This window comes from Pseudomonas putida S13.1.2 (assembly GCF_000498395.2).
Taxonomy (GTDB): domain Bacteria; phylum Pseudomonadota; class Gammaproteobacteria; order Pseudomonadales; family Pseudomonadaceae; genus Aquipseudomonas; species Aquipseudomonas putida_Q.
Window position 1 is genome coordinate 159461 of the sequence record NZ_CP010979.1, and the last position, 26214, is coordinate 185674.

Sequence of the window (26214 nt, forward strand, 5' to 3'; positions counted from 1 at the left end):
AGGGGAATGAAAAAGTCGTCTGCACAAGGTTCCGAAGATCCGATCCTGCAGTGGGTTACCTTCCGTCTGGACAACGAGTCCTACGGCATCAACGTGATGCAGGTACAAGAAGTGCTGCGCTACACCGAGATCGCCCCGGTGCCGGGTGCGCCAAGCTACGTGCTGGGCATTATCAACCTGCGCGGCAACGTAGTGACGGTGATCGACACCCGTCAGCGTTTTGGCCTGATGCCGACCGAAGTCACCGACAACACCCGTATCGTCATCATCGAAGCCGACAAGCAAGTGGTCGGCATCCTGGTCGATAGCGTGGCCGAGGTGGTGTACCTGCGTCAGTCCGAAATCGAAACCGCGCCGAACGTGGGTAACGAAGAGTCGGCCAAGTTCATCCAGGGCGTGTGCAACAAGAATGGCGAACTGCTGATCCTGGTCGAGCTGGACAAGATGATGACCGAGGAAGAGTGGTCCGAGCTGGAGAATATCTGAGTTGATCCTACAGGTTGCTGTCATCTTCCTGGCGCTGGTCTGGGCGCTGAGCCTGTGGTTTTTCCTCAACTACAGCAAGCGCCAGCGCGAGCTGGCTGCGCAGCAGGCCGAGGGCGATGCGCTGCGTGACCAGCGCATCAAGGACCTGGCCAAGCGCCTGGACGACTACCAGAACGGTACCGTGCACATGGGTGAGGCGCTGCACGAGCTGAGCCTGGTGGTTGCCCCGTTGCCTGACAAGATCCAGCAGCTGGAGCAGCGCGACCCCAACAACGTCACCTTTTCACAGGCGGCCAAGCTGGTCGGCATGGGCGCCAGCGTGGCCGAGCTGACCGAAAGCTGTGGCCTGACCCAGGCCGAGGCGGAGCTGATGAGCAAGCTGCACCGCAGCGGGTAATCTGGCTACCGCCTCAGGGCCTGGCCCACGAGCCGTATGCGCCCACGCGGGCAACCCGGTTCAACGGCAGTAATTGCCGTTGCGCTGCCTGCACCGCCGGCAGGTCGACGACCGGATAGGCGTTGATCCGCCGGATGGCATACAGGTTGGTCACCTGGCGCATGACCCTTAGCACGGGCAGACGCTGATCGATTACATCGCTGAGCAGTTGCGGCCCGGTGAGGCGGCTGAGCGTGGTGGCGTAGCGGTAGAAGCCTGCCCGATCGGTTTCGGCCAAGGGCTTGCTGTCATAGAAGCTGGGTTCGTCAAGGTAGCGGGCGTGCATTTCTTCAAGGATGGCGCGCAGGGTGGGATTGCCTGGGTGACTGCCGATCATGCTGTTGTTGTACAGGCAGCGCATGCCCATGGTTTCGTTGGCCATGGGTGGGTACAGCAGCAGGCCGTCATGGCTGGTGCTCAGCTCAACGTCGACCAATGCCTCACCGGGCTCGGCCTGCGCTGTTCCTTCAGGAGTGGCGGGGCGCTCGCCAGCGGCCAGCAGGCTATCGTCGACGTCCAGGTACAGGCCACCTTCGGCTTCCAGCAACGCGTAGCGCAAAATGTCCGACGCCGATGCGTAGTTGCTGGCCACCCCGCCATTGCCATCGATCGCGGCTGCGTACTGCAGGTAGTTGTCGCTGGCCCTGAAACGGGCATAGAACGGCTGGTCCTCCAGCGGCAGCACGCGGACGTCGGGGACACGGTCGGCCAGCAGGCGCAGGTTTTCCTGGTAGGCGGTTGGCGTACGGGTGGAGAGGTATAGGCGCAGCGTGTAGCCGCTGCCGCGGATGAGTTCGGCGTTGCGCGCGAGGTTGGCCAGCAGGGTATCTTCGATCACCCGGTTGCCAACCCAGATGTTGAGGATCTGCCTGGGGATGGGGCGCAACGTGTCGGCCGCAGGCAAGGGCAACTGCACGGGCAACTGCAGGTCGATACCCAGCGCCCGCAGGGTGTTCGCGCGCATCTCGTTGCTGACCGTGCGACGGCCCACGGTGACCGGCACCAGATCGCGCGAGCCGGGGGCCGCCTGGAAATACGTAGGGTCGACCTCATTGAGGTCGCTTTCGAGTATGAACGCATCCGCTGCCACGTCGTACACCACATCCACGAAATAGTCGTCGATCGACGCGCTCAATGTGTCGGGCATGCCGTTGTACCGGGGCGTTCTGAGGACCGCACCGGCGACCAGCGGATCGGCGCCGGGCAAGGGTGCAACAGTTCCTGGCAGGTGAAAATAATCCTCCACCTCTGCGGCGGCTGCCAGTGGCAGCTTTGGCGGGTACAGTGGGCTCAAAGGGTAACCGAGTTGCTCGTTGATGCGGCTCGGCACGACGAAACCGTCGTACTTGAAGCCAAACAGCGCGGGCGCCCGGGTTACCCCGGCGTGAATCAGCGGTACGGCGTTGAGCAGCCCGAACACCGCGTTGCTGACGCCCTCGGCCTTGGCCTGGGCATGCTTTGCGTTGATGGCCTGATCCAGGCCCAGCCCGAACTGTGCGGCGCCAGCGGCGGCAAACAACGGCGCCAACTCGGGCACCACCAGCGCCAGCGGGGCCAGCAGGTTGATCGAGGCATCGAGGTAGCCACGCCACTTCGCCTTGGTCACGTCGCTGTTGCTGGTGACGATGAAGTCGGCATCGCGGTAGCTGCGCTGTTTGTGGCGCCTGGCCAGGGCCAGGAACAGGTCTTCGCTGAGCGGCGGGCTGTAGGTGGTGGGCTTGTAGTTGATGTAATCGCGGGGCGACCAGATGCCTTCAGTGGTGAAGCCGGCGCGGTTGCTGTCCAGATGGTAGGGCTGCGGATAGCAGCCCAGGCCGCTCAGGGCCGTGTGCAGGCCGCTGTAGCTCAACCCGTCCTCGCGGTCAGCGAGGGCGAAGTGCGCTTGCACGGCTTCGCGCTTGCGCGGGTCCTGGCACTGCCCGGCGAGCCAGTCCTGCATCTGCGCCTGGTCGCTGAACTCATGCAATGGCGACGCGTTACCGGGGACGTACAGCAGGGTCAGCGCGCTGACGGTGTCCTGCAGGCACAGCAGGTCGGTGCTGACGTAACCATAGACATTGAGCAGGCTGGCGCGAATCCGCGGCTTGCGGCTGGGCTTGCCGTTCGCAAGCAGCGCCGGGCCTGGCAGTTCCAGCCCGGCAGCTTGCCAGGCCAACCTGCGCCCGGCATCGCTGAGGCTGCCTTCGCTGACCTGCTTGTTGCAGGCGGTGATGAAGCTGATTTTCGCTGCCTTGCGGTAGGTATCCAGGCCCTCGGCCCAGTAGCGGTCCAGGTTCGCCTTGTAGTGGTGATGGAAGTCCAGCTGCCAGATGAACGCCTGGAACGCTTCGGCAGGCAGTTGCACGTGGGTGCGGGCACTGTAGTCGGCGTTGCCGGTCTGGCGGAACAGGCCGTTGTACACCGAGTACTCGGCGCCATAGTGAATCAGGCCCTGGCCACGCAGCGCATCGACGATGGTCAGCGGGCCCTCGGGAAGAGCGCCGCCCCAAGGCTTACCGAGCGCTGCACCGATCAGGTTGCTACTGGATTCGCCCTGCCAGTTGGCCAGCACGGCCTGGGTCAGGGTCATCTTTTCGGTGATAACGCCGACCCAGCCGCGGGCCGGGTCAAACTGGTAATGCAGGGTGACTGCCTCGGTGGTGTCCGGGTCGAGCGTCAGGCCGTGGGTGCCGGCCCAGTGTCGGATAGCGGCGGCGGCGGCCTGGTCAGGGCGGGGGAACGTCGCCAGGCTGTCACGCACGTACTGCACGCCTTTGTCATTGAGATAACGGGTGGTCATGCGGGTTGCACTTTTGTCGATTGAAGGCCGACAACGGTGACCCCAGGGCAGCCGGGCCAGGGGCTAACTATGTATCGGGCTGCGGATCGGGTAACGCCCAGCTATGCTGCCGGCCCATGTGGGCAATGCCGTCCAGGGGGACCTGTTCGCGCAGCACCTCGTTGAACTGGCGCAGGTTCAACGTCGCGTGCAGGTCGTAGATCGGCGATACCAGCAGTTGGCAGATTTCCCGCAGTTGCCGAAGCAAGGGTAGGCGCTGGTCGATCACGTCATTGAGCACGCCCGGGCCGGTGATCAGGTTCAGCCGTCGAGCGTAGGCCTGGAACGGCAACGGCTGCCGCAGTGGGTCCGGGCGGCTGTGATAAAAGTCCGGGGCCAGGCGGTAGCGGCGCAGGATTTCGTCGGATACCGCGTCAAGAGTCGGGTTGCCTGGGTGGCTGGCGATCATGCTGCTGTTGAATTTGATGTACATGCCCAACTGGTCGTTCGACACGGGCGGCGCCAACAGCAGGCCGTCCGGGGTAACCTGGAGCTTGCAACTGGCCAGTGGCGGGCGCGCTTCGGCAGCACTGGCAGACAACAGCCGGTCATCCGCGTCCAGATACAGCCCGCCATAATACCGGAGCAGGCGATAACGCAGGATGTCGCAGGCCGAAGCGAAGTTGCGGCCCAGGCCAGCCTTGCCGTGCAGGGCGTCCAGGTACTGCGGGTAGTAAACGGAGCGGCTGAATTCCCGGAAGAAGCCCTGGTCCTCCAGCGTCAGCAACTGTGCCCCCGGTGCCTGCGCGCTCAGGGTCTGAAGGTTGAACTGGTAGTTGGCGGGGTCCTTGCGCGACAGGAAGATCTGCAGGCGATAACCGCTGGCGCGTGCGACCTGGGCGTTATGCACCAGTGTTTCAAGGAACTGGCCCTGCAACGGTTGGTCGCCCAGCCACACACTGCTGATGAGCTTTGCAAGGGGGGCGGGCTGCTGCTGGCTGTACAGCGCGTAATCGACCGGCAGGTCCAAGTCGATACCCAGCGCGTGCAGGGTGGCCATGCGCTGCTGGTCGGAGGCTACGCGCCGTCGGGTCGACAATGTCAATGCCGTATCGCCTTCGCTGGCCACCCGCCAGCGGGGTGGCGACACCCAATGTACATCGCGCGAGCGGATGAAACTGTCACTGGCGAACTCATATTCGACCCATTCGCTGACCAGCCCATCGCGGGTCTGCAACCAGGCCATGAAGCGGTGCCTGAGGCTATCGTCGACGCGCGTCACCAGCGCTGCCGTGGTGGTCGAGACGATGGCCTGTTCGCGAAAGGCCATTTCCACCGAATCCAGGGCCGGCGCCTCTGGTGCGGCGCCGATCGGCGCGCCGAGCAATTCGCTCAGCGGTGCGGGGCTGTAAAAGCCCGGTCGGGTATAGCTAAACACCGCTTCGGGCCTGGCGATGGCGCTGGCCAACGTGGGCACAGCATTGAACAGGCCGAATGCCTGGTTGGCTACGCCGTCGGCCTTTTTGCCGAGGCTCTTGCCATTGATGGCCTGGTCCAGGCCCAGGCTGAACTGGGCAACGCCCTCGCCGATCAGCAGCGGCGTCAGTTCTGGCAGCACGATGACCAGCGGCGCCAGCAGCGCGGTGGCCAGCTGCAGGTAGCTGCTCCAGCGGCCCTTGTTGATGTCGTGGTTGCTGGTGATCTGGGCGTCGGCGTCGGCGTAGGTGCGGCTCTGGCGGCGCAAGGCCAGATACTCGAACAGATCGGTGGTGATCGGCGGGCTGTAGGTGTCGGGGCGGTAGTCGATGATCTGCTTCGGTTGCCAGAAGCCGCTGGTGGCAAAACCGGGGTGGCGCGCGTTGAAACGATGGGGCCTGGGGTACAGGCCCAGCCCGATCAAGGCGGTGCGCAGGCCGCTGAAATCCAGGCCGTCGGGCCAGTCGGCAAGGGCGAAATGGGCCAGCAGTGCCTCGCGTTTATGCGCCTGCTGGCACTGGGCCGCGAACCAGTGATGCATGGCCGACTCGTCTGCGAAACCGTGAAAGGGTGCAGCATTGCCGGGCATGTAAAGCAATACCTCGGGCCCGCTCCCAGGCCTTATCTGCAGGATATCGGTGGCGCTGTAACCGTAGACGTTGAGCATCGACAGCCGCAGGTCGCCGAGTGGCAACAGGCCGGCAGCCCGCCAGGCCAGCTGGCGGTGCGTTTCGCTCAGGCTGCCCTCCAGCATCTGCTGGTTGCAGGCGGCAATGAAGGCAATGTGCAGCGCCTTCTGATAATCAGCCAGGTGCTGGGCCCAGTAGGTGTCGAGCCGTTGTTTGAAACTGTTCAGAAAGTTCAGGCTCCAGAGGTAAGTCTGGAAGTCCTCTGCACGTACCGGCAGGCGCGTGTCGGGCGCATAGCGCGGGGGCTGCGCGCGTCGATACAAGCCGTTGAACACGAGGTAGGGCGACGCATTGCTGAAAACGCTCAGTGGCTCCAGGCGTTCGACCAGGGTCAACGGCCCGCGCGGTGGCGGGCCTGCCCAGTCGCCGTAGTGGAAGCCGCCGTAGCCCTCTGCAGTTTCGCCCTGCCAGTTGCCGACCAAGGCCTCGACCAGGTTCATCTGCTGTGAAATGACCGCGTTTTCCCGAAACCGGGTACGGCCTTCGCCCAGCGGTTCCAGCTGATAGTGGAAGGTGAGTACGTCGATCTCCAGTGGCGATAGCGCGATGCCTTGCGGCGCCAGCCACTTGCGCAGCGTCTGCTCGGCCAACTGGTCGGGGCGGGGGAAGTCCTGCAAGGCCTGGCGAACCAGGCCGAGGTTATCTGGCGGGATGTGGCGCATGGGGTGACCCTTGTGAAGATGGAGGGCCACAGGCTGCGGTAACGTCCCTGCCAAGGGTGTTAGATAGTGCTACCGCCTATTGGCCGTCCTGGCTCAAGGGCGATGGCCTGGCGTGGTGCCGTGTTGCAGGCCTGCAACCTCAGGGTTTACCCCAGGAGTGGTAGTTGCCGATTTTCACCACGCTACTCAGTGCCTGGTCGCTGTTGCGCGCCTGGGAAATGGGCAAGACCAGGTTTGCCGTGAGGGAGCGATAAGTGGTCTGCGGGATTGACTCCAGCTTGCTGAGTTGCCTCAGGAACTGCAGCCTGGGTAGATGCCGAGCAATTACATCGTTGAGCAAGCCCGGCCCGGTCATCCTGCTCAGTTCCCTGGCGTAGGCTTCGTAACCATGGGTGCCGGCCAGCGGCCTGGTGTCGTAGAACGACAGATTGCTGCGGTAGCGTGCGTTCATTTCGGCAGAAATCGCGCGCAGGGTCGGGTTGTTGGCATGGCTGCCGATCATGTTGCTGTTGTAGTCACAATGCATGCCCAGCAGCTCGTTGTTCACCGGGCTGCCGAGGACCAGGCCATCAGGCGTGGTTTTCAAGGCTACCGAGCTGATCATTGTGAAGCTGTCGGGGTTGTCTTCGAAGCTGCACAGCGTGTCGTCGACGTCCATGTAGATGCCGCCCTCCGAATGGAGTAACGGGTAGCGCAGGATGTCGGAGGCGGACGCGAAGTTTGCCCCGTTACTGTCCAGTGCCTGGCGGTACTGATGGTAGACGTCGGTTTGCTCGAAGGCCGCGTAGAAGGGCTGTTCTTCCAGGGTTTTGATCTGAACGTTCGAAGCAACGGTAAGCTGTGCGCGGTTCTTCATGAACGCTTTAGGGTTGGACTTCGACAGGTAGAAGTCATAAGTAAAGCCCGTACCTTCAAGGCGTTTGGCATTGCTCGCGATGTTCTGCGCCAGCTCATCGGGTATGCTTTTATTGCCGACCCAGATGCTGAGGAGTTTCTTCGGCAATGGCGTTACTTCCGAGCTGTTGACCACAGGCACACTCAGCGGCAGTTGCAGGTCTACGTCCAGCTTGCGCAGCGTGTACATGCGCATTGCGTTGCTGGCTCCCCGCGCGGCCGGGTTGACCTCATACAGGTCGCGGGTGCCTGCGGTTACCTGGTAGTAGTTTGGCAGCACTTCGTTGGCATCCTCGTTGAGGATGAAGGCATCGTTTTCAGTGTCATACAGTACTTCGACTTCGTTGCCGTCGTTGAGCGCCAGCAGCGGGTTGGTCCCCGTTGCGCGATTCAACGGGCCCCTGGCGATGCGCGTGGATTCCACAGGTGGCTCGGCTGGCACGAAAAAGTCCGCCACTATCTCTTCAGGAAGCCGGGGAGGGCTATTGGGGCTCAGTGGGTAGCCCCACCGGTCATTCAGTTGCGTGGGCATGACGAACCGCGCACTTTTGCCAGGGAAGAGCATGCGTGGGCGACCTGCTGGCAGCGAGGCCAAAGGCGCGGCATTGAGCAGGCCGAAAGCGATGTTGCTCACACCGTCGGCTTTGTCCTCAAGCGTCTTGCCGTTGATCGCCTGATCGAGCCCCAGGCCAAACTGCGCGACACCGCCGGCTGCCAGCAGCGGGATCAGCTCGGGAACCACCAGCGCCAGCGGTGCCAGCAGGTTGATCGACGCCACCAGGTAGCCGCGCCAGCGAGCCTTGGTCACCTGCGCATTGCTGGTGATGATGAAGTCGGCATCGGCATAGCTGCGCTCGCGCTGGCGTTGGGTGAGCGCTGCGAACAGATCCCCTTCGAGTAACGGGCTGTACTGGTCGGCCTTGTAATTGATGTACTCGCTGGGGTGCCAGGGGCCGTCCACGGTGAAGCCTGCGCGGTTGGGCGACCGATGGTGAATACCCGGGTAGGCGCCAAGGCCGTCCAGCGCAGTATCCAGCCCACTGAAATCCAGGCCATCGGGGGTGTCGACCAGTTTGAAGTACTGGCGCAGGCGCAGGCGTTTTTCGTCGTTGCGGCACTGTTCGGCGAACCAGTGTTGCATGGCAGCCATGCCGTCGAACTCATGCAGTGGGGAGGCGTTGCCGGGCAGGTACAGCAACACGGCTTGTTGTGCCTGGTCAGTGATGCAGATCAGGTCGGTGGCAGCGTAGCCGTAAACGTTCAATGGCCTCGCCTGCAAGCCGGGGGTTTTTGCCATCAGCCCCGCCACTTGCCAGGCCATCAGGCGGCCTGCATTGCTCAATGAGCCTTCCTGGACCTGCTTGTTGCAGGCGGCCAGGAAGCTGATTTGCAGTGACTGCCGATGTGTTTGTGCAGCCTGTTGCCAGTAGGCGTCGAGCATGCCGACGAAGCGGGTGTGAAAGTCCAGATTCCAGATGAACTGCTGCATGGCCTCGACGTTGACCGGCAGGTGTGTGCTGCGGTCGTAGCGGGCCGGGGTAGTGCGCCGGAACAGGCCGTTGAACACCGAAAAACGGGCGCTGTTGTCAAACACCCCAGGTTCGGGCAGGCGCTCGACGATAGCCAACGGGCCATCTGGCAAAGTGCCTGCCCAGTGGCCCGGGAGCAACTGGCCGATCAGGTTATTGGCTGTTTCACCCTGCCAGTCCGCAAGCATCGCTTGGGTAAGTGAAAGGCGCTGGACGATGACGGCCTGATTGCCACGGTAGTGCAGGGTGACTACGTCGGTCTGGTCGGGGTCAAGGTCATGGCCCTGCTGCACCAGCCATTGGTGCATCGCACGGCTGGCTTCGCGGTCAGGGCGGGGTATATGGCGCAGGTGGTCGCGAACGTATTGCACGCCGGCGGTGTTGATGCGGCTTGTGGACATGGTATTCACCTTGCTCATTGACGGGAATGGCAAGGCTGAACGGCTGACGCCGGCTGCGGTGGTAGATAACTACCGGTGGCTGGCAGGTGGCAGCAGTGCGGTTACCGGCGTGATGTCGCGCGGCGCCTCGGCTTCGTCGCTGAAACCGGCGGGCACCTTGCCCCGCAGTTGCCAGGCGAAGGCAATGATTTCGGCAATGGTCAGGTACAGCGCTTCGGGGATCTGTTCGCCCAGCTCCAGGCGTGCCAGCAGGCGCACCAGCTCGGCGTTTTCGTAGATCGGTACCTCATGCTCACGGGCCAGGGCCAGGATGGCCTCGGCCAGCGCATCGTCACCCTTGGCGCTGAGGGTAGGGGCCTGCTGGCCGTCGTAGGTCAGGGCAATGGCTTGGCGTGGTGGTGTGTGTGTCATGCGTTTTCGTCTACCCAGCGTTGCTCTACCCGTGTGCGCGGGCCTTGAGGGGGGATGCCCGGGTGGCATTCCAGGTCGCCAACGTCCAGGCCGCGTTCCAGCAGGCGCTGGCGCAAGGCGCCGAGCTGGCTGTCGATCAGCCTTGCGGTTTGTTCGCGCTCTGCCCACAGGTGCCCGCTCAGGCGGCCTTGGCTGAACTGCGCCTGTACTTGCAGCGGGCCGAGGGGCGAAAGGTCGAAGGCCAGTTCGATGCGCCACAGGGCCTGCAGTGGGTCCTGTGCTTCGTGTTGGCGGTCGGCCTGCTGTTGCGGGGTTTCTTCGCGCTGAATTTTGACCTGCAGCGGGATGAACTCTTGGCCATGGCGGATCGGCACTTCGGTTTGCCAGGTGGTCTGCAGGTTGCCGTTTTCCAGCGTGCCGGTTTGTTGCAGGCTGCTCATGGCATGGCTTTGCAGGCGCGAGATGGCCGCAGCGGCCAGGCGCAGCAGTTGTTGCAGGTCGCCTTCGTCTTCCAGGGCCTTGAGCAGGCGAGACGGCAGGGGGAACGCCCCTGGCTGCGGCTTGGGGCTGACCCGTTCGAGCATGCCCAGCGCGCTGCGCGCCAGCGCCGGCATGGTCACGGCCAGGCTGGCGGGTGCCAGGTTGGGCGTGCCGGGTGTGCTGGCCGGGGCCTGAGTAATCAGGCGCAGCAGGTGTGCCTTCAGGTCCGTGGCCACGCTGGCAGGAAAGCCGCCCAGCAGTTTCGCTTCAAGGAAGGCGCCGCTGTTGTTCAGGGCTTGGGCCACGCCCTTGGCGTCGCCCAGTTGGCGGGCGTCCGGCAGGCCGGCCAAGAGGCGTTCGGCACTGGCGCGCAGTTCGCCATCGACGCCCGGGTCGCGGGTGAGCTGTTGCAGAGCGTTGAGCAGGCCGGGCAGCGAAGCCTGGCGGTTTTGCTGGGTCAGCAGTTGCTGGGCAATGCTCAGTTGGTCCTGCCTGCCGCTAAGCGGCACGAAGCGCAGCGATTGGTCACCCTGCACCAATGCGCTGAGCAGGCTGCCAATGGCCAGTGGGCGCGGGCTGTCGATGCTCATGGTGGCACCGGCCTGAGCACTGTTCAGCAGGCTGACCAGCGCCCGGTAGCTTGCCGGTTGGCCGGGCGCCTGGGGCAATGCCTGGTTGGTCAGGACTTTGCCTTGCAGCAGCGTGCCGACGGGCACTTTGCTGGTGTCCAGGCGAGTGAGGGTGGTGATCTGGCTGGCGTTGGCCTGCTGCAGCATGATTGCCAGGCGGTTGCTTTCGGTCTGGCTGACAGTGACCTGGCTGCCTTGGGGCAGGGGCTGGCTGGCGCTGGCTTGCAGTTGGGTCTGCACGCCGTTGGCTTGCATCAACCGCAGTACCAGCTGAAATTCCTGGCCCGTCTGGCGCAGCGACACAACCTCGACCTGCGCGGTCTCGCCGGGTGCCAGCAGGCCGGGCTGCGCCTGGATCAGGCGCAGCAGTTCGCCGGTCATGCCCGCCTTCATGGCTTGGCTGTTGATCGCGGTTTGTGCGCCGAGACTATTGATTTCAGTCATGATTGTATACAACCTGTCGAACCCGGCCTCTTGGCAGCGCGGCGGCGCATGTAATAATGCCGAGCGCCCGTGGTTGCCAGTATAACGGCAGCGCGCGGGGCGACTTGAGACACAAGGGTTCTGGAGCGGCGTCGCCTGCTTCGCGGGCTTGCCCGCTCCCACAGGTTCAGCGCAGCTTTCAGATACTGCACCAGACCTTGTGGGAGCGGGCAAGCCCGCGAAACAGGCGACGCCGGCCCGAAGCCCTACAAAGATAAGGCGAAACCGTGACCCTTCACCTCCAAGCTGCGGGCCTGGCCTGCGAGCGCGACTGGCGCCTGCTGTTCGAGCAGCTCGATTTCGAGCTGGGCGCCGGCGACATGCTGCAGATCAGCGGCCCCAACGGCAGCGGCAAGACCAGCTTGCTGCGCCTGCTGGCCGGGTTGATGCAACCCACCGCCGGGCAGATCCTGCTGGGCGGCAAGCCGCTGGCCGAGCAGCGCCATGCCCTGGCCAGCATCCTGCTGTGGATCGGTCACGCCGCGGGCATCAAGGACCTGCTCACCGCCGAAGAGAACCTCACCTGGCTGTGCGCCTTGCACCAGCCAGCCAGCCGCGAGGCGATCTGGGCGGCGCTGGAGGCGGTCGGTTTGCGTGGTTTCGAGGACGTCCCCTGCCATACCCTGTCGGCCGGCCAGCAGCGCCGCGTGGCCCTGGCCCGGTTGTACCTGGCGTGCCCGCCGCTATGGATCCTCGATGAGCCCTTCACCGCCCTCGACAAACAAGGCGTGGCTCAGCTCGAAGCGCACCTGGCGGCCCACTGCGAGCAGGGCGGCACAGTGGTGCTGACCACCCACCACACGCTGGAACGCAAGCCCTCCGGTTACCGTGAACTGAACCTGGGGCAATGGGCGGCATGAGCGTATTCATCTTGTTGTTGCGTCGCGAAGCGCGGCTGCTGTTCCGTCGCCCTGCCGAGCTGGCCAACCCGTTGGTGTTCTTCGCCATCGTCGTTGCGCTGTTTCCCTTGGCGGTCGGCCCAGAAAGCCAATTGTTGCAAACCTTGTCGCCGGGCCTGGTCTGGGTTGCGGCACTGCTAGCGGTGCTGCTGTCGCTGGACGGCTTGTTCCGCAGCGATTTCGAGGATGGCTCGCTGGAACAATGGGTGCTGTCGCCGCACCCGCTGGCGCTGCTGGTGCTGGCCAAGGTGCTGGCGCACTGGATCTTTTCCGGGCTGGCACTGGTATTGTTGGCGCCGCTGCTGGCGCTGATGCTGGGGCTACCAAGCCATTGCCTGCCGGTACTGCTCGGTTCCCTGCTGCTGGGCACACCGGTATTGAGCCTGCTGGGCGCGGTGGGCGCAGCACTGACGGTCGGTCTGAAGCGCGGTGGTTTGTTACTGGCGTTGCTGATTCTGCCGTTGTATATCCCTGTATTGATCCTGGGCAGTGGTGCGTTGCAAGCGGCGTTGCAAAATATGCCCGCAACCGGCCACCTGCTCTGGCTCGCCAGCCTGACGGCCCTGGCCGTGACCCTGGCACCCTTTGCGATAGCTGCCGGCCTGAAGATCAGCGTCGGCGAATAACGAGTCCCGGGCTCTCAAGCCCGGCAAATACCCTGGATGTACCCTGATGAAAATAAGCTGGACGTGGTTCCACAAGCTGGGCTCCCCGAAATGGTTTTATGCCATCAGCGGCCGCATGCTGCCATGGCTGGCCGGCGCTGCCGTGCTCCTGCTGCTGGTCGGTATCACCTGGGGCCTGGCATTCGCCCCCCAGGACTACCAGCAAGGCAACAGCTTCCGCATCATCTACATTCACGTGCCGGCGGCGATGCTGGCGCAGTCCTGCTACGTGCTGCTGGCGGTCGCCGGGGTGGTGGGGCTGGTGTGGAAGATGAAACTGGCCGACGTCGCCCTGCAATGTGCCGCGCCCATCGGCGCCTGGATGACCGCCGTGGCGCTGGTTACCGGCGCCATCTGGGGCAAGCCGACCTGGGGCAGCTGGTGGGTGTGGGATGCCCGCCTTACGTCCATGCTCATCCTGCTGTTCCTGTACTTCGGCATTATTGCGCTGGGCCAGGCGATCAGTAATCGTGACAGTGCCTCCAAGGCCTGTGCGGTGCTGGCGATTGTCGGCGTGGTCAACATCCCGATCATCAAGTACTCGGTGGAGTGGTGGAACACCCTGCACCAGGGTGCCACCTTCACCCTCACCGAAAAGCCTGCGATGCCCGCCGAAATGTGGCTGCCGTTGCTGTGCACGGCGTTGGGTTTCTACTGTTTCTTCGGCGCCGTGCTGTTGCTACGCATGCGCCTTGAAGTGCTCAAGCGCGAGGCGCGCGCCAGTTGGGTCAAGGACGAAGTGTTGAACAGCCTGGGGCGGAGGAGCGCACAATGAGCTTTGCCACCTTCGGTGATTTTCTCGCCATGGGCCACCATGGCCTGTACGTGTGGTCGGCCTATGGCATCTGCCTGGCGGTGCTGGCGCTGAATGTCGCCGCGCCGCTGCTGGCCCGCCGTCGCTACCTGCAAGAAGAGGCGCGCCGTTTGCGCCGGGAGAACAACCAGTGAATCCGCAGCGCAAGAAACGCCTGTTGCTCATCGTCGGCCTGCTGGTCGGCGTCGGGGTTGCCGTCGGCTTTGCCTTGAGCGCATTGCAGCAGAACATCAACCTGTTCTACACGCCCACCCAGATCGCCAATGGCGAAGCGCCGCTGGACACCCGCATCCGTGCTGGCGGCATGGTCGAGAAGGGCTCGGTGCAGCGCTCGTCCGATTCGCTGGACGTGCGCTTTGTGGTCACCGACTTCAACAAGTCGGTGCCAATCACCTACCGCGGCATCCTGCCCGACCTGTTCCGCGAAGGGCAGGGCATCGTCGCCCTGGGCAAGGTCAACGCCGAAGGCGTGGTGGTGGCCGATGAAGTACTGGCCAAGCACGATGAGAAGTACATGCCGCCCGAGGTCACCAAGGCCCTGAAGGAAAGCGGCCAGGCCGCCACCAGCACGGAGGCCAAGCCATGAACGCGGCACTGGTGATACCCGAACTCGGCCAGCTGGCGATGATCCTGGCCATCTGCTTTGCCAGCGTGCAGGCCAGTGTGCCGCTGCTTGGCGCCTGGCGTGGCGACAGCCTGTGGATGAGCCTGGCGCGGCCGGCGGCGTGGGGGCAATTCGCTTTCCTGGCCTTTGCCTTCGCCTGTTTGACCCATGCCTTCATGACCGACAACTTCTCGGTCGCCTATGTGGCCAGCAACTCCAACAGCGCCTTGCCCTGGTACTACAAGTTCAGCGCCGTGTGGGGCGCCCACGAGGGTTCGCTGCTGCTGTGGGCGCTTATCCTGGGCGGCTGGACCTTTGCCGTGTCGGTGTTTTCGCGCCAGTTGCCGCAGGTAATGCTGGCCCGCGTGCTGGCGGTGATGGGCATGATCAGCGTCGGCTTCCTGAGCTTTCTGATCATCACGTCCAACCCGTTCCAGCGCCTGCTGCCGCAAGTGCCCACCGACGGTCGCGATCTCAACCCGCTGCTGCAGGACTTTGGCCTGATCGTTCACCCGCCGATGCTGTACATGGGCTACGTGGGCTTCTCGGTGGCCTTTGCGTTCGCCATTGCCGCCTTGCTCGGCGGCCGCCTGGACGCTGCCTGGGCGCGCTGGTCGCGGCCCTGGACCATCGTCGCCTGGGCCTTCCTGGGTGTCGGTATCACCTTGGGCTCGTGGTGGGCCTACTATGAGCTGGGTTGGGGTGGCTGGTGGTTCTGGGACCCGGTGGAAAACGCCTCGTTCATGCCTTGGCTGGTGGGCACGGCGTTGATTCACTCGCTGGCGGTGACGGAAAAGCGTGGGGTGTTCAAGAGCTGGACTGTGTTGTTGGCAATTGCCGCATTCTCGCTGAGCCTGCTGGGTACCTTCCTGGTGCGTTCCGGCGTGCTGACCTCGGTACACGCATTTGCCGCCGACCCGTCGCGGGGCATTTTCATCCTGTTCTTCCTGTTGTTCGTGGTCGGTGGTTCGCTCACCCTGTTCGCCCTGCGTGCACCGGTGGTCAAGAGCCAGGTCGGCTTCGCCCTGTGGTCGCGCGAGACGCTGCTGCTGGCCAACAACCTGGTGCTGGTGGTGGCCGCGTCGATGATTCTGCTCGGCACGCTGTACCCGCTGGTGCTTGATGCCCTGACCGGGGCCAAGCTGTCGGTAGGTCCGCCGTATTTCGATGCCTTGTTCCTGCCGCTGATGGCACTGCTGATGGTGGTAATGAGCGTGGGCGTGGTGGTGCGCTGGAAGGACACCCCGGGCAAATGGCTGGTCAGCATGTTGACCCCGGTGCTGATCGGCAGTGCCATTCTTGCCCCGGTTGCCGGTTTTATCGTAGACGACTTCGACTGGCCGACCCTGACTGCCTTCGCCCTGGCTGCCTGGGTGGTACTCGGCGGGCTGCGCGACATCCTCGACAAGACCCGTCACAAAGGCCTGCTGAGGGGCCTGCCTGGGCTGGGGCGCAGCTACTGGGGCATGCAACTGGCACACCTGGGCCTGGCGGTGTGTGCGCTGGGCGTGGTGCTGTCGAGCAATAACAGCGCCGAACGCGACCTGCGCATGGCCCCGGGCGAAAGCGTGGAACTGGGGGGGTACCACTTCCTGTTCCAGGGCGCCAAGCACTTCGAAGGGCCGAACTTCATCTCCGACAAGGGTACCGTGGTGGTCAGCCGTGATGGCCGTGAAGTGACTACCCTGCACCCGGAAAAGCGCCTGTACACCGTGCAGCAGTCGATGATGACCGAAGCCGGCATCGACGCCGGCTTTACCCGCGACCTGTACGTTGCCCTTGGCGAGCCGCTGGAAAACGGCGCCTGGGCCGTGCGCGTACACATCAAGCCTTATGTCCGCTGGATCTGGCTGGGCGGTCTGCTGACCGGCCTGGGCGGGTTGCTGGCGGCACTCGACCGGCGCTACCGCGTCAAGGTCAAGACCCGGGTGCGTGATGCCCTGGGCGTGTCTGGAGCAGCTGCATGAAGCGTTGGATCATGGTAGTCCCCCTGGCAGTGTTCCTGCTGGTGGCGGTGTTCCTCTACAAGGGGCTGTTTCTCAAGCCCGACGAGCTGCCGTCGGCAATGATCGGCAAACCGTTCCCGATGTTTACCCTGGCTTCTACCCAGGGCGACCGCACCCTGACCCAGGCCGACTTGCAGGGCCGCCCGGCACTGGTCAACGTGTGGGCCACCTGGTGCCCGTCGTGCAAGGTCGAGCACCCGTACCTGAACCAACTGGCGCAGCAGGGCGTGGTGATCCACGGGGTCAACTACAAGGACGACAACGCCGCCGCGCAGAAATGGCTGGCCGAGTTCCACAACCCATACCAGCTGGACATCCGTGACGAGCAGGGCAGCCTGGGCCTGGACCTTGGGGTGTACGGCGCGCCAGAAACCTTCCTGATCGACGCCAAGGGCATCATCCGCTACAAGCACGTGGGCGTTGTCGATGCCACCGTCTGGCGTGAGCAGCTGGCGCCGTTGTACCAGGGCCTGGTCGACGAGGCCAAGCCATGAGGCGCTGGGTGGCAGCTGCCGTGCTGGGCATGAGCCTGGCCGGTGTGGCCAAGGCGGCCATCGATACTTACCAGTTCCGCGATGATGCCGAGCGCGAGCGCTACCAGCAGTTGACCAAGGAACTGCGTTGCCCCAAGTGCCAGAACCAGGACATTGCCGACTCCAACGCGCCAATTGCTGCCGACCTGCGCCGCGAGATCTTCCGCATGCTTGGCGAAGGCAAGAGCAACCAGCAGATCGTCGACTTCATGGTGGACCGCTATGGTGACTTTGTGCGCTACAAACCGGCGCTCAGCGGGCGTACCTGGCTGTTGTGGTTCGGCCCGGGCATCCTTTTGGTCGGTGGTTTTGCGGTGCTGGCGGTGATCGTGCGCCGACGCCGTGGTACGGCTTTGCCGGGCAACAACGAGCTTTCCGCCGAAGAACGCGAGCGACTCGCCAAACTGCTGGAAAAAGAACAGACCCATGACTGAATTCTGGCTTAGCGCGGGCCTGCTGCTGCTCGCCGCCCTCAGCTTTTTGCTGATCCCGATCCTGCGTGGCCGTGGCCGCCAGCAGGAAGAAGACCGTACTGCCCTGAACGTGGCCCTGTACCAGGAACGCGTGGCCGAACTGGCTGCCCAGCAGGCTGCCGGGGTGCTCGATGAGGCACAGCTGGCCAAGGGCCGTGACGAGGCTGCCCGTGAGCTGCTGGCCGATACCGAAGGCGCCGAAGCCCCGCGCCAGGGTCATCTGGGCAAAGCCTTGCCGCTGCTGGCTGCAGTGCTGGTACCGCTGATGGCGCTGGGCCTTTACCTGCATTTTGGTTCGGCCGACAAGGTGGCGCTGACCCAGCAGTTCGCCGAGGCACCCAAGTCGATGGAAGAAATGACCACGCGCCTGGAGCGTGTGGTGCAGGCCCAGCCTGAGTCGGCCGAGGCCATGTACTTCCTGGGCCGTGCCTACATGGCCGAGCAGCGTCCGGCCGAGGCTGCGCGTACCTTCGAGCGGGCGGTGGCCTTGGCTGGCCGCCAGCCCGAGCTGCTGGGCCAGTGGGCGCAGGCCATGTACTTTGCCGCCGACAAGCAGTGGAGCCCGCAGTTGCAGGCACTGACGGATGAAGCGCTGAAGGCCGACCCCAACGAAGTGACCAGCCTGGGCCTGCGCGGTATTGCCGCCTTTGAAGGCGAGCGTTACCAGGAAGCCATCGACTACTGGAAGCGCCTGCTGGCGCAGTTGCCAGAAGGCGATGCCTCGCGTGCGGCCCTGCAAGGCGGCATCGACCGCGCTGCCGAGCGCCTGGGTGGGCCGGCAGGGCAGGCCGCAGAGCCAGCACCAGTGGCAGCCCGGCTGAAGGTACGGGTGGAACTGGCAGCGGCACTGAAGGACAAGGTCAAGCCCGACGATACGGTGTTCATCTTCGCTCGCGCCAGCAATGGCCCGCCCATGCCGTTGGCAGCCAAGCGGGTGACCGTAGCGCAGTTGCCGATGGAGGTGGAGTTGTCTGACGCTGACGCAATGATGCCCCAGATGAAACTGTCACAATTTGCCGAAGTCCAACTGGTTGCACGTGTTTCCCGCGCTGGCCAGCCTACCCGTGGTGAGTGGATTGGCCAGGGCGCGCCGTTGCCCAGCGCCACCCAGGCTACCCAGCACCTGACCATCGACAGCCCAGACCTGTAAGAGAGCAAAGCCATGCACAGCACCGTCCGCCTGACCCTGATCACCCTGGCCCTGGGTTTGTCTGCGTGTACGGTGCATCAGCCGTACGAGCAGCCCGCGCCACCGATCGAGCGCCTGCCGCCGCAGGGGCCGGTCGTCAAGCCGTTGCCGGGTGGGCAACCGTCCACCCAGCCGAGCAAGCCGGCGGCGATTCCCAAGCCGATGCCGCGTACCTCGGCCAGCTTTGCGCCACCGCCTGGCGGGGCTAGCCATTGGGACCCCAAGCTGGGTGTATATGTATTGGAGAAGCAGCCTAATACGTTCTACCGGCAGCGTACGTACTATCGGTTTGATAACGGCTGGAGCTGGTCGCTGAGCCCGAATGGGCCTTGGCAGGATACTGACAGCAGTGGCGTGCCGGGTGGGTTAGGGCGAGCGTTCGCCCAGTAACGCTGCATCGGCATCGGCATCGGCTTTTGCTTTTGCTTTTGCTTTTAAGCGTGCGGAAGCTCAGGCGACGCAGATTGCGACTTCAGGAGGCCGAGCGCAGGGCTTGCGGAGGGAGGTGACGGGCATGGATGCCCGTCAAGCGCTGGGCCCCAGGATGGGGCCTGCAGCGCGGTCCTCCCGGGAGCAAGCCCGGAGCGAGGGGACCCCGAAGCGCAGCGTAGGGGCCGGATGATGGGAGCGCAGCGTTTTTTGGTTACTTTTTGTCGCGTTTGACAAAAAGTGACCCGCCGTAAGGGCGGAAAGGTGACTTGATGCCACCTTCGAAAATGAATGTTGACCTCCTTGTTGATGCCCACGCCTCCAAGCGGAAAGCGTAAAGCGAAAGCGACAAGCGACAAGCGACAAGCGACAAGCGAAACGGTGCTGGTTTTTAGCTCGCGCATAGGCCATTCGCGATGGCGACGCACACTCACCTTTTCGCCCTTACGGCGAGTCACTTTTTGTCAAACGCGACAAAAAGTAACCAAAAAACGCTGCGCTCCCATCATCCGGCCCCTGCGCTGCGCTCCGGGGTTCCCGCACTCCGGCCTCGCTCCCGGGAGGACCGCGCTGCAGGCCCCATCCTGGGGCCCAGCGCTTGACGGGCATCCATGCCCGTCACCTCCCTCCGCAAGGCCTGCGTTCGGCCTCCTGAAGTCGCGACGATCAAGATCAAGATCAAGATCAAGATCAACGGCTAGAGCGGAGCAGCACAGTACAGTTATGCCTTGTAATTTCAATTGACTGTACTGGCTGGTGACTCCGCATAATGGCGCCTCGAATTGACCCGGAGGTGGCATGCGCAAGACAGTCCTGGTACTGGTAGAAACCGTCGACGATTACCTGCCCATGCTGGAGCAGGCCGGTTACCTCCTTATTCGTGCCCCCTCACCGCAACTGCGCGCCGACGCCATCCAGCGCCACGCCAACGAAATCGATGCCGTGCTCACGCGCGGCCCGCTGGGCCTGACGGCTACCGAAATCGACGCCTTGCCCAATCTGCAGATCATCTGTGTGATCGGTGCCGGCTACGAGCAAGTCGACCTGGTTGCCGCCGCCGCCCGCGGCATCACCGTTACCAACGGCGCGGGTGCCAATGCCAGCGCAGTCGCCGACCACACCCTGGCCCTGTTGCTGGCGCTACTGCGCGACATTCCCCGTGCTGATGCCAGCACCCGACGCGGTGAATGGAACCGGGTGATCAGCCCCTCGGTGAGCGGCAAACGCCTGGGGATTCTTGGCCTGGGGGCAGTGGGGCAGGCCATTGCCAGGCGCGCCAATCTGGGCTTCGACATGCCCGTCAGCTACCACAGCCGCACCCCGCGTGAAGGTGTGCCTTACACCTGGTACGACAGCCCGCTGCACCTGGCCGCTGCCGTCGACATCCTGGTCGTGGCCACCCCCGGTGGCGCCAATACCCAGCATCTGGTCGATGCTCAGGTACTAGAGGCGCTGGGCGGCAAGGGCTATCTGGTGAATATCGCCCGGGCCAGCGTGGTCGACACGCAGGCTCTTATCACCGCATTGCAGCAGGGCCAACTGGCTGGCGCCGCGCTGGACGTATTCGACGACGAACCGGCAGTACCCGAAGCCCTCAAGGCCTTGGCCAACACCGTGCTCACGCCCCACGTGGCCGGCCAGTCGCCGGAGGCCGCGCGCGATACCGTGACCCTGGTGCTGCGCAACCTGCAGGCCTTCTTTGCCGGCGAGCCAGTATTGACCCCGGTACGCCCGTAACCCCTATCCCGACATCTGCCTGGCAACGCCCGGGCAACAAGGAGCGTGTGCATGCAACTCGAAATCTTCCAGGTCGATGCCTTCTCCGCTGAACCGTTCGGTGGCAACCCGGCGGCGGTGATCCCGCTAGAAGCCTGGCTGCCGGACGATGTGCTGCAGCGCATTGCCGAAGAAAACAACTTGTCGGAAACGGCTTATTTCGTGCGCAACGGCGAAACCTTCGACCTGCGCTGGTTCACCCCAGCTGTGGAAGTTGACCTGTGCGGCCACGCCACCCTGGCGTCGGCCTACGTGCTGTTCGAGCAACTGGGTGAGCAGGCGAAGGTACTGCGCTTCAACACCCGCAGTGGCGAATTGCGCGTCAGCCGTGGCGCTGACGGGCTGCTGGCCATGGATTTCCCGGCCAAGCAACCGGCCGTCGTGGAAACCCCGGTGGGCTTGCTGCAAGCGCTGGGCCTGAGCCAGGCACAGGCGGTGTACCGCAGCGATGACTATGTCGTAGTGATTGATGACGCCCTGTTGCTCGACACGCTGAAGCCGGACTTTGTGGCGCTTTCGGCTTTCGACGTGCGCGGCATTGCCGTGACGGCGGCAGGGCGTGGCTTTGATTTCGTCACCCGCTGGTTTGGCCCGCGGGTTGGCGTGAACGAAGACCCGGTCACAGGCTCGGCACACACCTCGCTGGCGCCAGTGTGGGCTGAGCGCCTGGGCAAGCATGTGCTCAGCTGCGAGCAGGGCGGGGCACGTAAAGGGCAGCTGCTGTGCGAAGTACCGGGCAATGGCCGGGTGATCATTAGCGGGCGAGCGGCGTTGTACCTGCGCGGTACTGTGTATATCTGAAGCTTCACGCGATCCTTTGTAGGCGCGTTGCAGCTGGCATCTATAATTGCTGGCCCAACCCTCGCTAAAGGAACCAGCCATGGCCCTGGAAAAACAAGGCACCTGCCTGTGCGGTGCCACCACGCTCAAGGTCACCGTCGACAACACCCATATCAGCGCCTGCCACTGCAGCATGTGCCGCAAGTGGACCGGCGGCCCGTTGCTGGTGGTGCATTGCAGTCAGCCACCGGTGATCGAAGGGCGTACCCCCAGTGTCTACGATTCGTCCGACTGGGCGCAGCGAGGGTTCTGCGGCCAATGCGGCACGCACCTGTATTACCGGCTGAAGGCCAACGACTTCCATGCGGTACCGGTCGGCCTGCTGGATGGGGATCAGGAATGGGATTTCGATCTGCAGATTTTTGTCGAGCAGAAGCCCGCCTGGTACTGTTTTGCCAACCAGACCAAAGAGCTGACCGGCCAAGAGGTGTTTGAGCAGAACAGCTAATAGTGTGCCGTCGATCCTGCTTGCCAAACCGGTGCATTCCTGAGAAAAGGGCGGCTTTGTTTTCCAGCGTTGGAGTGTGCCCGTGAGCCAAGAATTGCAGATCATCGACCTGGTCGAGGGTGAAGGCAAAGCCGCCGTCAAAGGCGCCCTGATCACCACCCAGTACACCGGCTGGCTGGCCGACGGCAGCGAGTTCGACTCATCCTGGTCACGCGGCAAGCCGTTCCAGTGCGTGATCGGCACCGGTCGTGTGATCAAAGGTTGGGACCAAGGCCTGATGGGGATGCGCGTTGGCGGCAAGCGCAAACTGCAGGTTCCAGCACACCTGGGCTATGGCGAGCGCAGTGTGGGGGCGATACCGCCTGGCTCGGACCTGACCTTTGAGATCGAATTGCTGGAAGTGCTGACGCGGGATGATTGAGGAAAAGGACTACACGCGCTGTCGGCTCGTGTCTGATTGAGGGCAGATTCACAGCCAGCTAAGCTTGCCGACTCAACAAGCGAGAGGGGAGTAATTCCATGAAGTCGCATTTTTCTTCGAGGGTGGTACGCGAAGCTAACGCTTTGCTAGTGGCATCAGGTGCACGTATGGAAATTTCGCTACCGCGTGAATTGGCCAGTGTGATCACTAACCCGCGAAAGTCCCGTTCGGAACTGAAGGCAGCATTTACAGCCGCGTACTTCCGCCTGCGCAAGGGGTGAAAGCCTTATGGCCGACGGCTGCTACAACCACATCTACTCTGTGCTTGTAGAAAATGAGCAAGATACACTCGGTATCATTGCCTATTCGTTGTACAAGCGGCAGAAAATCGAATTCATCCAGGCATTCAAAACAAAGCATGATCGGGAGCCCAAAGATGAAGACTTGGCTCCTTTCCACGATGTCAGCAACAGCGCCACGCAGATCGAGAGCTATCGAAACCAGGCCAGCCAGCTTGCTCAGGGCTTTCTTGACGCCTCGATCGCAGCGCAGGCTGTGGAGCTTGAACAGTACTACTCAGATAAGGCGAGCAGTGAAATCAGGCAAGCCAAACCTGGGTTCTGGTTGGGCGTGGCACAAAGTCTTGTAGGTTCAGTTCTATTTGTATTCTTGCTAGGTTTTCTCGTTTTTTTCGCCTGGAGTTTGAATCAAGGTCCGAAACAGGTCATCGAACAGGTGTTTGATGTGACCATTATCGACTCTGTCCCTGCGAGCGGAGCTGCAGGCGCGCTGTGACGGCTACTCCCCAAAGTGAATTAGTTGAGACTGGACATAATTCAGCAACACCCATCCCCTAACCTAGGCCTTGCCCAGGGAACGGCATCCACCTCCAGGGAGGAACCAAACGGGTTCAGGGCACTCTGACCCTCACTCGTTGCCACGGATGGCATTCACTACAAGGGCGCCCTGCAGCTAACAGGGCGATGTGGCGGGTCAACCCGATTTCTCTGCCACACGAGCCTGAATTGATGAAGCTGCCCACATTCTTCCGCCGTCGTCGCCATCTGCTGCTGAGCCTGGCACTCACGGCCGCCGCCGTACCGCTGGCGCTGGAGGCTGTCGACAGCCGGGCTCAACCGGTGGATGGCACCCAGACCCTGGTGTTCCTGCGCCATGCCGAGAAGCCCGGTGAGGGGCTTGGCCAGTTGAACTGCCAGGGCCTCAATCGCGCACTGGACCTGGCAACCTTGCTGCCAGAGCGCTTCGGTAATGCCGACTACGTGTTTGCCGCCAACCCTTCGCGGCAGGTCGAGGAAGGCAGCAAGGACGAAAGCTACAGCTACATTCGCCCGCTGATGACCATCACCCCCAGCGCCATCCGCCTCGGTTTGCCGGTGAATATCGACTACGGCGCCAACGACACCGACGAACTGGCCGATGAGTTGCTGAGCGACAAATACCGCAATGCGACTGTCTATACCGCCTGGTCCCACGGCTACCTGCCTGAACTGATCAACACGGTGGCCGGCAAGGCCCTGGGTGAAGAGCGGGTGATCACCCAGGACTGGAGCGGCGATGACTTCGACACCCTCTATGTACTGACCTTGACCTGGCACGACGGCAAGGCCAGCCTGCTCAGCCGCAACGTGCGCCAAGGCCTGAATGACGGTGCGCATAGCTGCCCGACCTGATCCGCTGGTACTGTTTGCCCAGGAAGCCGGAACAGGGAAGCGCGATGAAGCAGCGGGTAACGGTAATCGGTGGCGGGGTGGTTGGCCTGGCAACGGCCTACGCGCTTGTGCGTGAAGGGCGGTCGGTGGAGTTGATCGAGGCCCGCGACAGCCTGGCGTCGGCCACCAGCTTCGCCAATGGCGGGCAATTGTCCTATCGCTATGTGGCACCGCTGGCTGATGCCGGGGTGCCGTGGCAGGCACTGGGTTGGCTGTTGCAGGGCGAGTCGCCGCTGCGCCTGCGCTTGCGTCTGGACCGGGCGCAGTGGCGCTGGCTGCTGGCATTCACCTTGGCATGCCGGCGCAGCGTCAACCGCCGAAATGCCGGGCAACTGCTGGAGCTGGCGCTGCAAAGCCAGGCTGTGCTGGCGCAATGGCGCGAGCATCATGACCTGGGTGATTTCAGCTGGCGGCGCAATGGCAAGCTCGTGGCTTTTCGCAGCGAGCGGGCCTTTGCCGATGGCCGGGCACAGTTGACCGACCCGGCCAGCCAGCGGGTGCTGGCGGCCGCCGAGTTGCGCGCGCTGGACCCTGCCCTGGAGGGCGCACCGTTTGTGGGTGGCGTGTTCACAGCGGATGAAGAGGTTGGCGATTGCCACTTGTTCTGCCTGCGCCTGGAGGCACTGTTGCGCGCTTCGGGGCAATGCCGTTTCCTGCTTGGCCGGCCAGTGACGCAGCTGGTACGGCGCCAGGACCAGGTCGTAGCGCTGCAACTGGGCAACGAGCAACTGGACGTGGAACAGTTGGTGCTGTGTGCCGGGCATCGTGGCCCAGGCTTGGCATTACCGGGGGTGCAGATACCGGTCTACCCGCTGAAGGGCTACAGCCTGAGCGCACCCATCAGCGCCGGGCATCGGCCGCCGGAGGTGAGCCTTACCGACTATGAACGCAAGATCGTCTATGCCCGCCTGGGGCAGCAGCTGCGGGTAGCGGCGATGGTGGACATTGTCGGGTTCGACGAGTCGGTGGAAAAACGCAGGTTGCAGAGCATGCGGCGGCTGGCGCTGGAGACGTTACCGATGGCAGCGGATTATGGCCAGGCGGTGGAGTGGGCGGGCATGCGACCGGCGACACCGACCGGGGTGCCGATCATTGGTGGGACGGTGTATCGCAACCTGTGGCTGAACCTGGGGCATGGGGCCTTGGGGTTTACACTGGCCTGTGGCAGTGCAGAGCGGCTGGCTAGAGAAATCGGTTGACCATACCGGCCTCTTCGCGGGTAAACCCGCTCCCACAGGTTCACCACAAGCCTGAATGCTGTGGGATACCTGTGGGAGCGGGTTTACCCGCGAAGAGGCCGGTACAGGCAAATGAAGGATCAGCGGCCCAGGCGCATCGGCCAACCCACCACTTTCTTCACCCGCGGCGTGGCATAGGTGCGCACCTTGGAGGTGCTCAAGCCCATGCGCACCAGCGATTCGGCGATGGTCACCGCTGCGCTTACGCCATCCACCACCGGCACGCCGGTGCGCTGGCGAATGTGCTCGTCCAGCCCGGCCATGCCACCGCAGCCCAGGCAAATCACTTCGGCCTTGTCTTCACGCACGGCGCGTTCGGCCTGCTCGACAATCGCCTGTACGGCGCGCTGCGGGTCGGCTTCCAGCTCCAGCACCGCCAGCCCGCTGGCCCGCACCGATGCGCAGCGGTCATAAAGGCCAGACAGCTTCAGACGGTCTTCGATCAGTGGCACGGTGCGGTCCAGCGTGGTTACCACGGAATAAGCATGGCCCAGGTACATCGCGGTGCTGGCGGCAGCATCGGTAATGTCCACCACCGGCACGTTCAGCAGCTCTTGCAGGCCTTCGCGGCCGTGTTCGCCGTAACCGGCCTGGATCACGGCGTCGTAGGGGGCCTCGTAGGCCAGCACCCTGTCCATCACGGCGATGGCCGCCAGGTAACTTTCGAAGTTGCCTTCCACCGACTCGGCGCCGAACCAAGGAGTAAGCCCGACGATTTCAGTACCGGGCGCCGCCACCGCACGGGCCTGCTGGGCAATGGATTCGGTGATGGCTTCGGTGGTATTGACGTTGGCAATCAGGATACGCATGAGCAG

The 26214-nt window shown here is 63.4% G+C and carries 25 protein-coding genes; 19 read left to right on the top strand and 6 right to left on the bottom strand.

The window, feature by feature from the left end; genetic code table 11:
• Positions 1–6: 6 nt before the first annotated feature.
• Complete coding sequence (locus tag N805_RS00760; protein ID WP_003254393.1) at positions 7–486, top strand: chemotaxis protein CheW; 480 nt, start codon at positions 7–9, stop codon at positions 484–486.
• 1 nt (position 487) lies between these two features.
• Entirely contained in the window at positions 488–883 is a 396-nt protein-coding gene (locus tag N805_RS00765) for a DUF2802 domain-containing protein (RefSeq protein ID WP_019473465.1), read from the top strand.
• Between the two features lie 13 nt (positions 884–896).
• Here N805_RS00765 and N805_RS00770 read toward each other — a convergent pair whose 3' ends face one another.
• The 5 genes from N805_RS00770 to N805_RS00790 all read right to left on the bottom strand — a co-directional run bounded on the left by N805_RS00770 (position 897) and on the right by N805_RS00790 (position 11295).
• Positions 897–3701, bottom strand: coding sequence for a dermonecrotic toxin domain-containing protein (locus N805_RS00770; RefSeq protein WP_019473466.1), 2805 nt, complete (start codon positions 3699–3701; stop codon positions 897–899).
• A 67-nt stretch (positions 3702–3768) separates the two neighbouring features.
• The gene (locus N805_RS00775; RefSeq protein ID WP_019473467.1) at positions 3769–6507 is read right to left on the bottom strand and encodes a dermonecrotic toxin domain-containing protein; all 2739 of its coding nucleotides are present in this window, start codon (positions 6505–6507) and stop codon (positions 3769–3771) included.
• Between the two features lie 139 nt (positions 6508–6646).
• Complete coding sequence (locus N805_RS00780; RefSeq protein ID WP_019473468.1) at positions 6647–9331, bottom strand: dermonecrotic toxin domain-containing protein; 2685 nt, start codon at positions 9329–9331, stop codon at positions 6647–6649.
• A gap of 69 nt (positions 9332–9400) precedes the next feature.
• Positions 9401–9742, bottom strand: a complete 342-nt coding sequence (locus tag N805_RS00785; RefSeq protein ID WP_019473469.1) for an EscU/YscU/HrcU family type III secretion system export apparatus switch protein — start codon at positions 9740–9742, stop codon at positions 9401–9403.
• Positions 9739–11295: a flagellar hook-length control protein FliK gene (locus N805_RS00790; RefSeq protein ID WP_019473470.1), complete on the bottom strand. Its 1557-nt coding sequence runs from the start codon at positions 11293–11295 to the stop codon at positions 9739–9741. The genes N805_RS00785 and N805_RS00790 overlap by 4 nt, the downstream gene beginning before the upstream one ends.
• 266 nt (positions 11296–11561) lie before the next feature.
• Between N805_RS00790 and ccmA the strand changes: the two genes are divergently transcribed.
• The 17 genes from ccmA (at position 11562) to N805_RS00875 (ending at position 25360) form a co-directional block, all read left to right on the top strand.
• Complete coding sequence (gene ccmA / locus N805_RS00795; protein ID WP_019473471.1) at positions 11562–12194, top strand: cytochrome c biogenesis heme-transporting ATPase CcmA; 633 nt, start codon at positions 11562–11564, stop codon at positions 12192–12194.
• Positions 12182–12859 (top strand): heme exporter protein CcmB, encoded by a 678-nt coding sequence (gene ccmB / locus N805_RS00800; RefSeq protein WP_013973563.1) that lies wholly within the window; start codon positions 12182–12184, stop codon positions 12857–12859. Before ccmA ends, ccmB begins: the two co-directional genes overlap by 13 nt.
• 46 nt (positions 12860–12905) lie before the next feature.
• Positions 12906–13673, top strand: coding sequence for a heme ABC transporter permease (locus N805_RS00805; RefSeq protein WP_019473472.1), 768 nt, complete (start codon positions 12906–12908; stop codon positions 13671–13673).
• A complete protein-coding gene (gene ccmD / locus N805_RS00810) occupies positions 13670–13846 on the top strand; it encodes a heme exporter protein CcmD (protein ID WP_012273475.1) in 177 nt (58 codons plus the stop codon). Before N805_RS00805 ends, ccmD begins: the two co-directional genes overlap by 4 nt.
• The gene (gene ccmE / locus N805_RS00815; protein WP_019473473.1) at positions 13843–14298 is read left to right on the top strand and encodes a cytochrome c maturation protein CcmE; all 456 of its coding nucleotides are present in this window, start codon (positions 13843–13845) and stop codon (positions 14296–14298) included. Before ccmD ends, ccmE begins: the two co-directional genes overlap by 4 nt.
• Before the next feature lie 11 nt (positions 14299–14309).
• Entirely contained in the window at positions 14310–16283 is a 1974-nt protein-coding gene (locus N805_RS00820; protein WP_177313771.1) for a heme lyase CcmF/NrfE family subunit, read from the top strand.
• The gene (locus N805_RS00825) at positions 16280–16816 is read left to right on the top strand and encodes a DsbE family thiol:disulfide interchange protein (RefSeq protein WP_019473475.1); all 537 of its coding nucleotides are present in this window, start codon (positions 16280–16282) and stop codon (positions 16814–16816) included. Before N805_RS00820 ends, N805_RS00825 begins: the two co-directional genes overlap by 4 nt.
• A complete protein-coding gene (locus N805_RS00830) occupies positions 16813–17289 on the top strand; it encodes a cytochrome c-type biogenesis protein (RefSeq protein ID WP_019473476.1) in 477 nt (158 codons plus the stop codon). Before N805_RS00825 ends, N805_RS00830 begins: the two co-directional genes overlap by 4 nt.
• On the top strand, positions 17282–18478 hold the full coding sequence (gene ccmI, locus N805_RS00835) for a c-type cytochrome biogenesis protein CcmI (protein WP_019473477.1): 1197 nt from the start codon (positions 17282–17284) through the stop codon (positions 18476–18478). The genes N805_RS00830 and ccmI overlap by 8 nt, the downstream gene beginning before the upstream one ends.
• A 12-nt stretch (positions 18479–18490) precedes the next feature.
• Complete coding sequence (locus N805_RS00840) at positions 18491–18907, top strand: hypothetical protein (RefSeq protein WP_019473478.1); 417 nt, start codon at positions 18491–18493, stop codon at positions 18905–18907.
• 837 nt (positions 18908–19744) lie between these two features.
• Positions 19745–20683: a 2-hydroxyacid dehydrogenase gene (locus N805_RS00845; protein WP_019473371.1), complete on the top strand. Its 939-nt coding sequence runs from the start codon at positions 19745–19747 to the stop codon at positions 20681–20683.
• Positions 20684–20734: 51 nt separating this feature from the next.
• Complete coding sequence (locus N805_RS00850; protein ID WP_019473370.1) at positions 20735–21523, top strand: PhzF family phenazine biosynthesis protein; 789 nt, start codon at positions 20735–20737, stop codon at positions 21521–21523.
• A gap of 79 nt (positions 21524–21602) precedes the next feature.
• Positions 21603–22010 (top strand): GFA family protein, encoded by a 408-nt coding sequence (locus N805_RS00855; protein ID WP_019473369.1) that lies wholly within the window; start codon positions 21603–21605, stop codon positions 22008–22010.
• 82 nt (positions 22011–22092) lie between these two features.
• Positions 22093–22431 (top strand): FKBP-type peptidyl-prolyl cis-trans isomerase, encoded by a 339-nt coding sequence (locus tag N805_RS00860; RefSeq protein ID WP_016488389.1) that lies wholly within the window; start codon positions 22093–22095, stop codon positions 22429–22431.
• A 288-nt stretch (positions 22432–22719) separates the two neighbouring features.
• Positions 22720–23226: a hypothetical protein gene (locus N805_RS00865; RefSeq protein WP_019473368.1), complete on the top strand. Its 507-nt coding sequence runs from the start codon at positions 22720–22722 to the stop codon at positions 23224–23226.
• A gap of 233 nt (positions 23227–23459) precedes the next feature.
• Positions 23460–24122 (top strand): hypothetical protein, encoded by a 663-nt coding sequence (locus N805_RS00870; RefSeq protein ID WP_019473367.1) that lies wholly within the window; start codon positions 23460–23462, stop codon positions 24120–24122.
• A gap of 44 nt (positions 24123–24166) precedes the next feature.
• Positions 24167–25360 carry a D-amino acid dehydrogenase gene (locus N805_RS00875; protein ID WP_019473366.1) on the top strand — a complete coding sequence of 398 codons (1194 nt, stop codon included), beginning with the start codon at positions 24167–24169 and terminating at the stop codon, positions 25358–25360.
• Positions 25361–25479: 119 nt separating this feature from the next.
• On the opposite strand, the gene N805_RS00880 is transcribed toward N805_RS00875, so the two are convergent.
• Positions 25480–26208, bottom strand: coding sequence for an aspartate/glutamate racemase family protein (locus tag N805_RS00880; protein ID WP_019473365.1), 729 nt, complete (start codon positions 26206–26208; stop codon positions 25480–25482).
• Positions 26209–26214 lie beyond the last annotated feature (6 nt).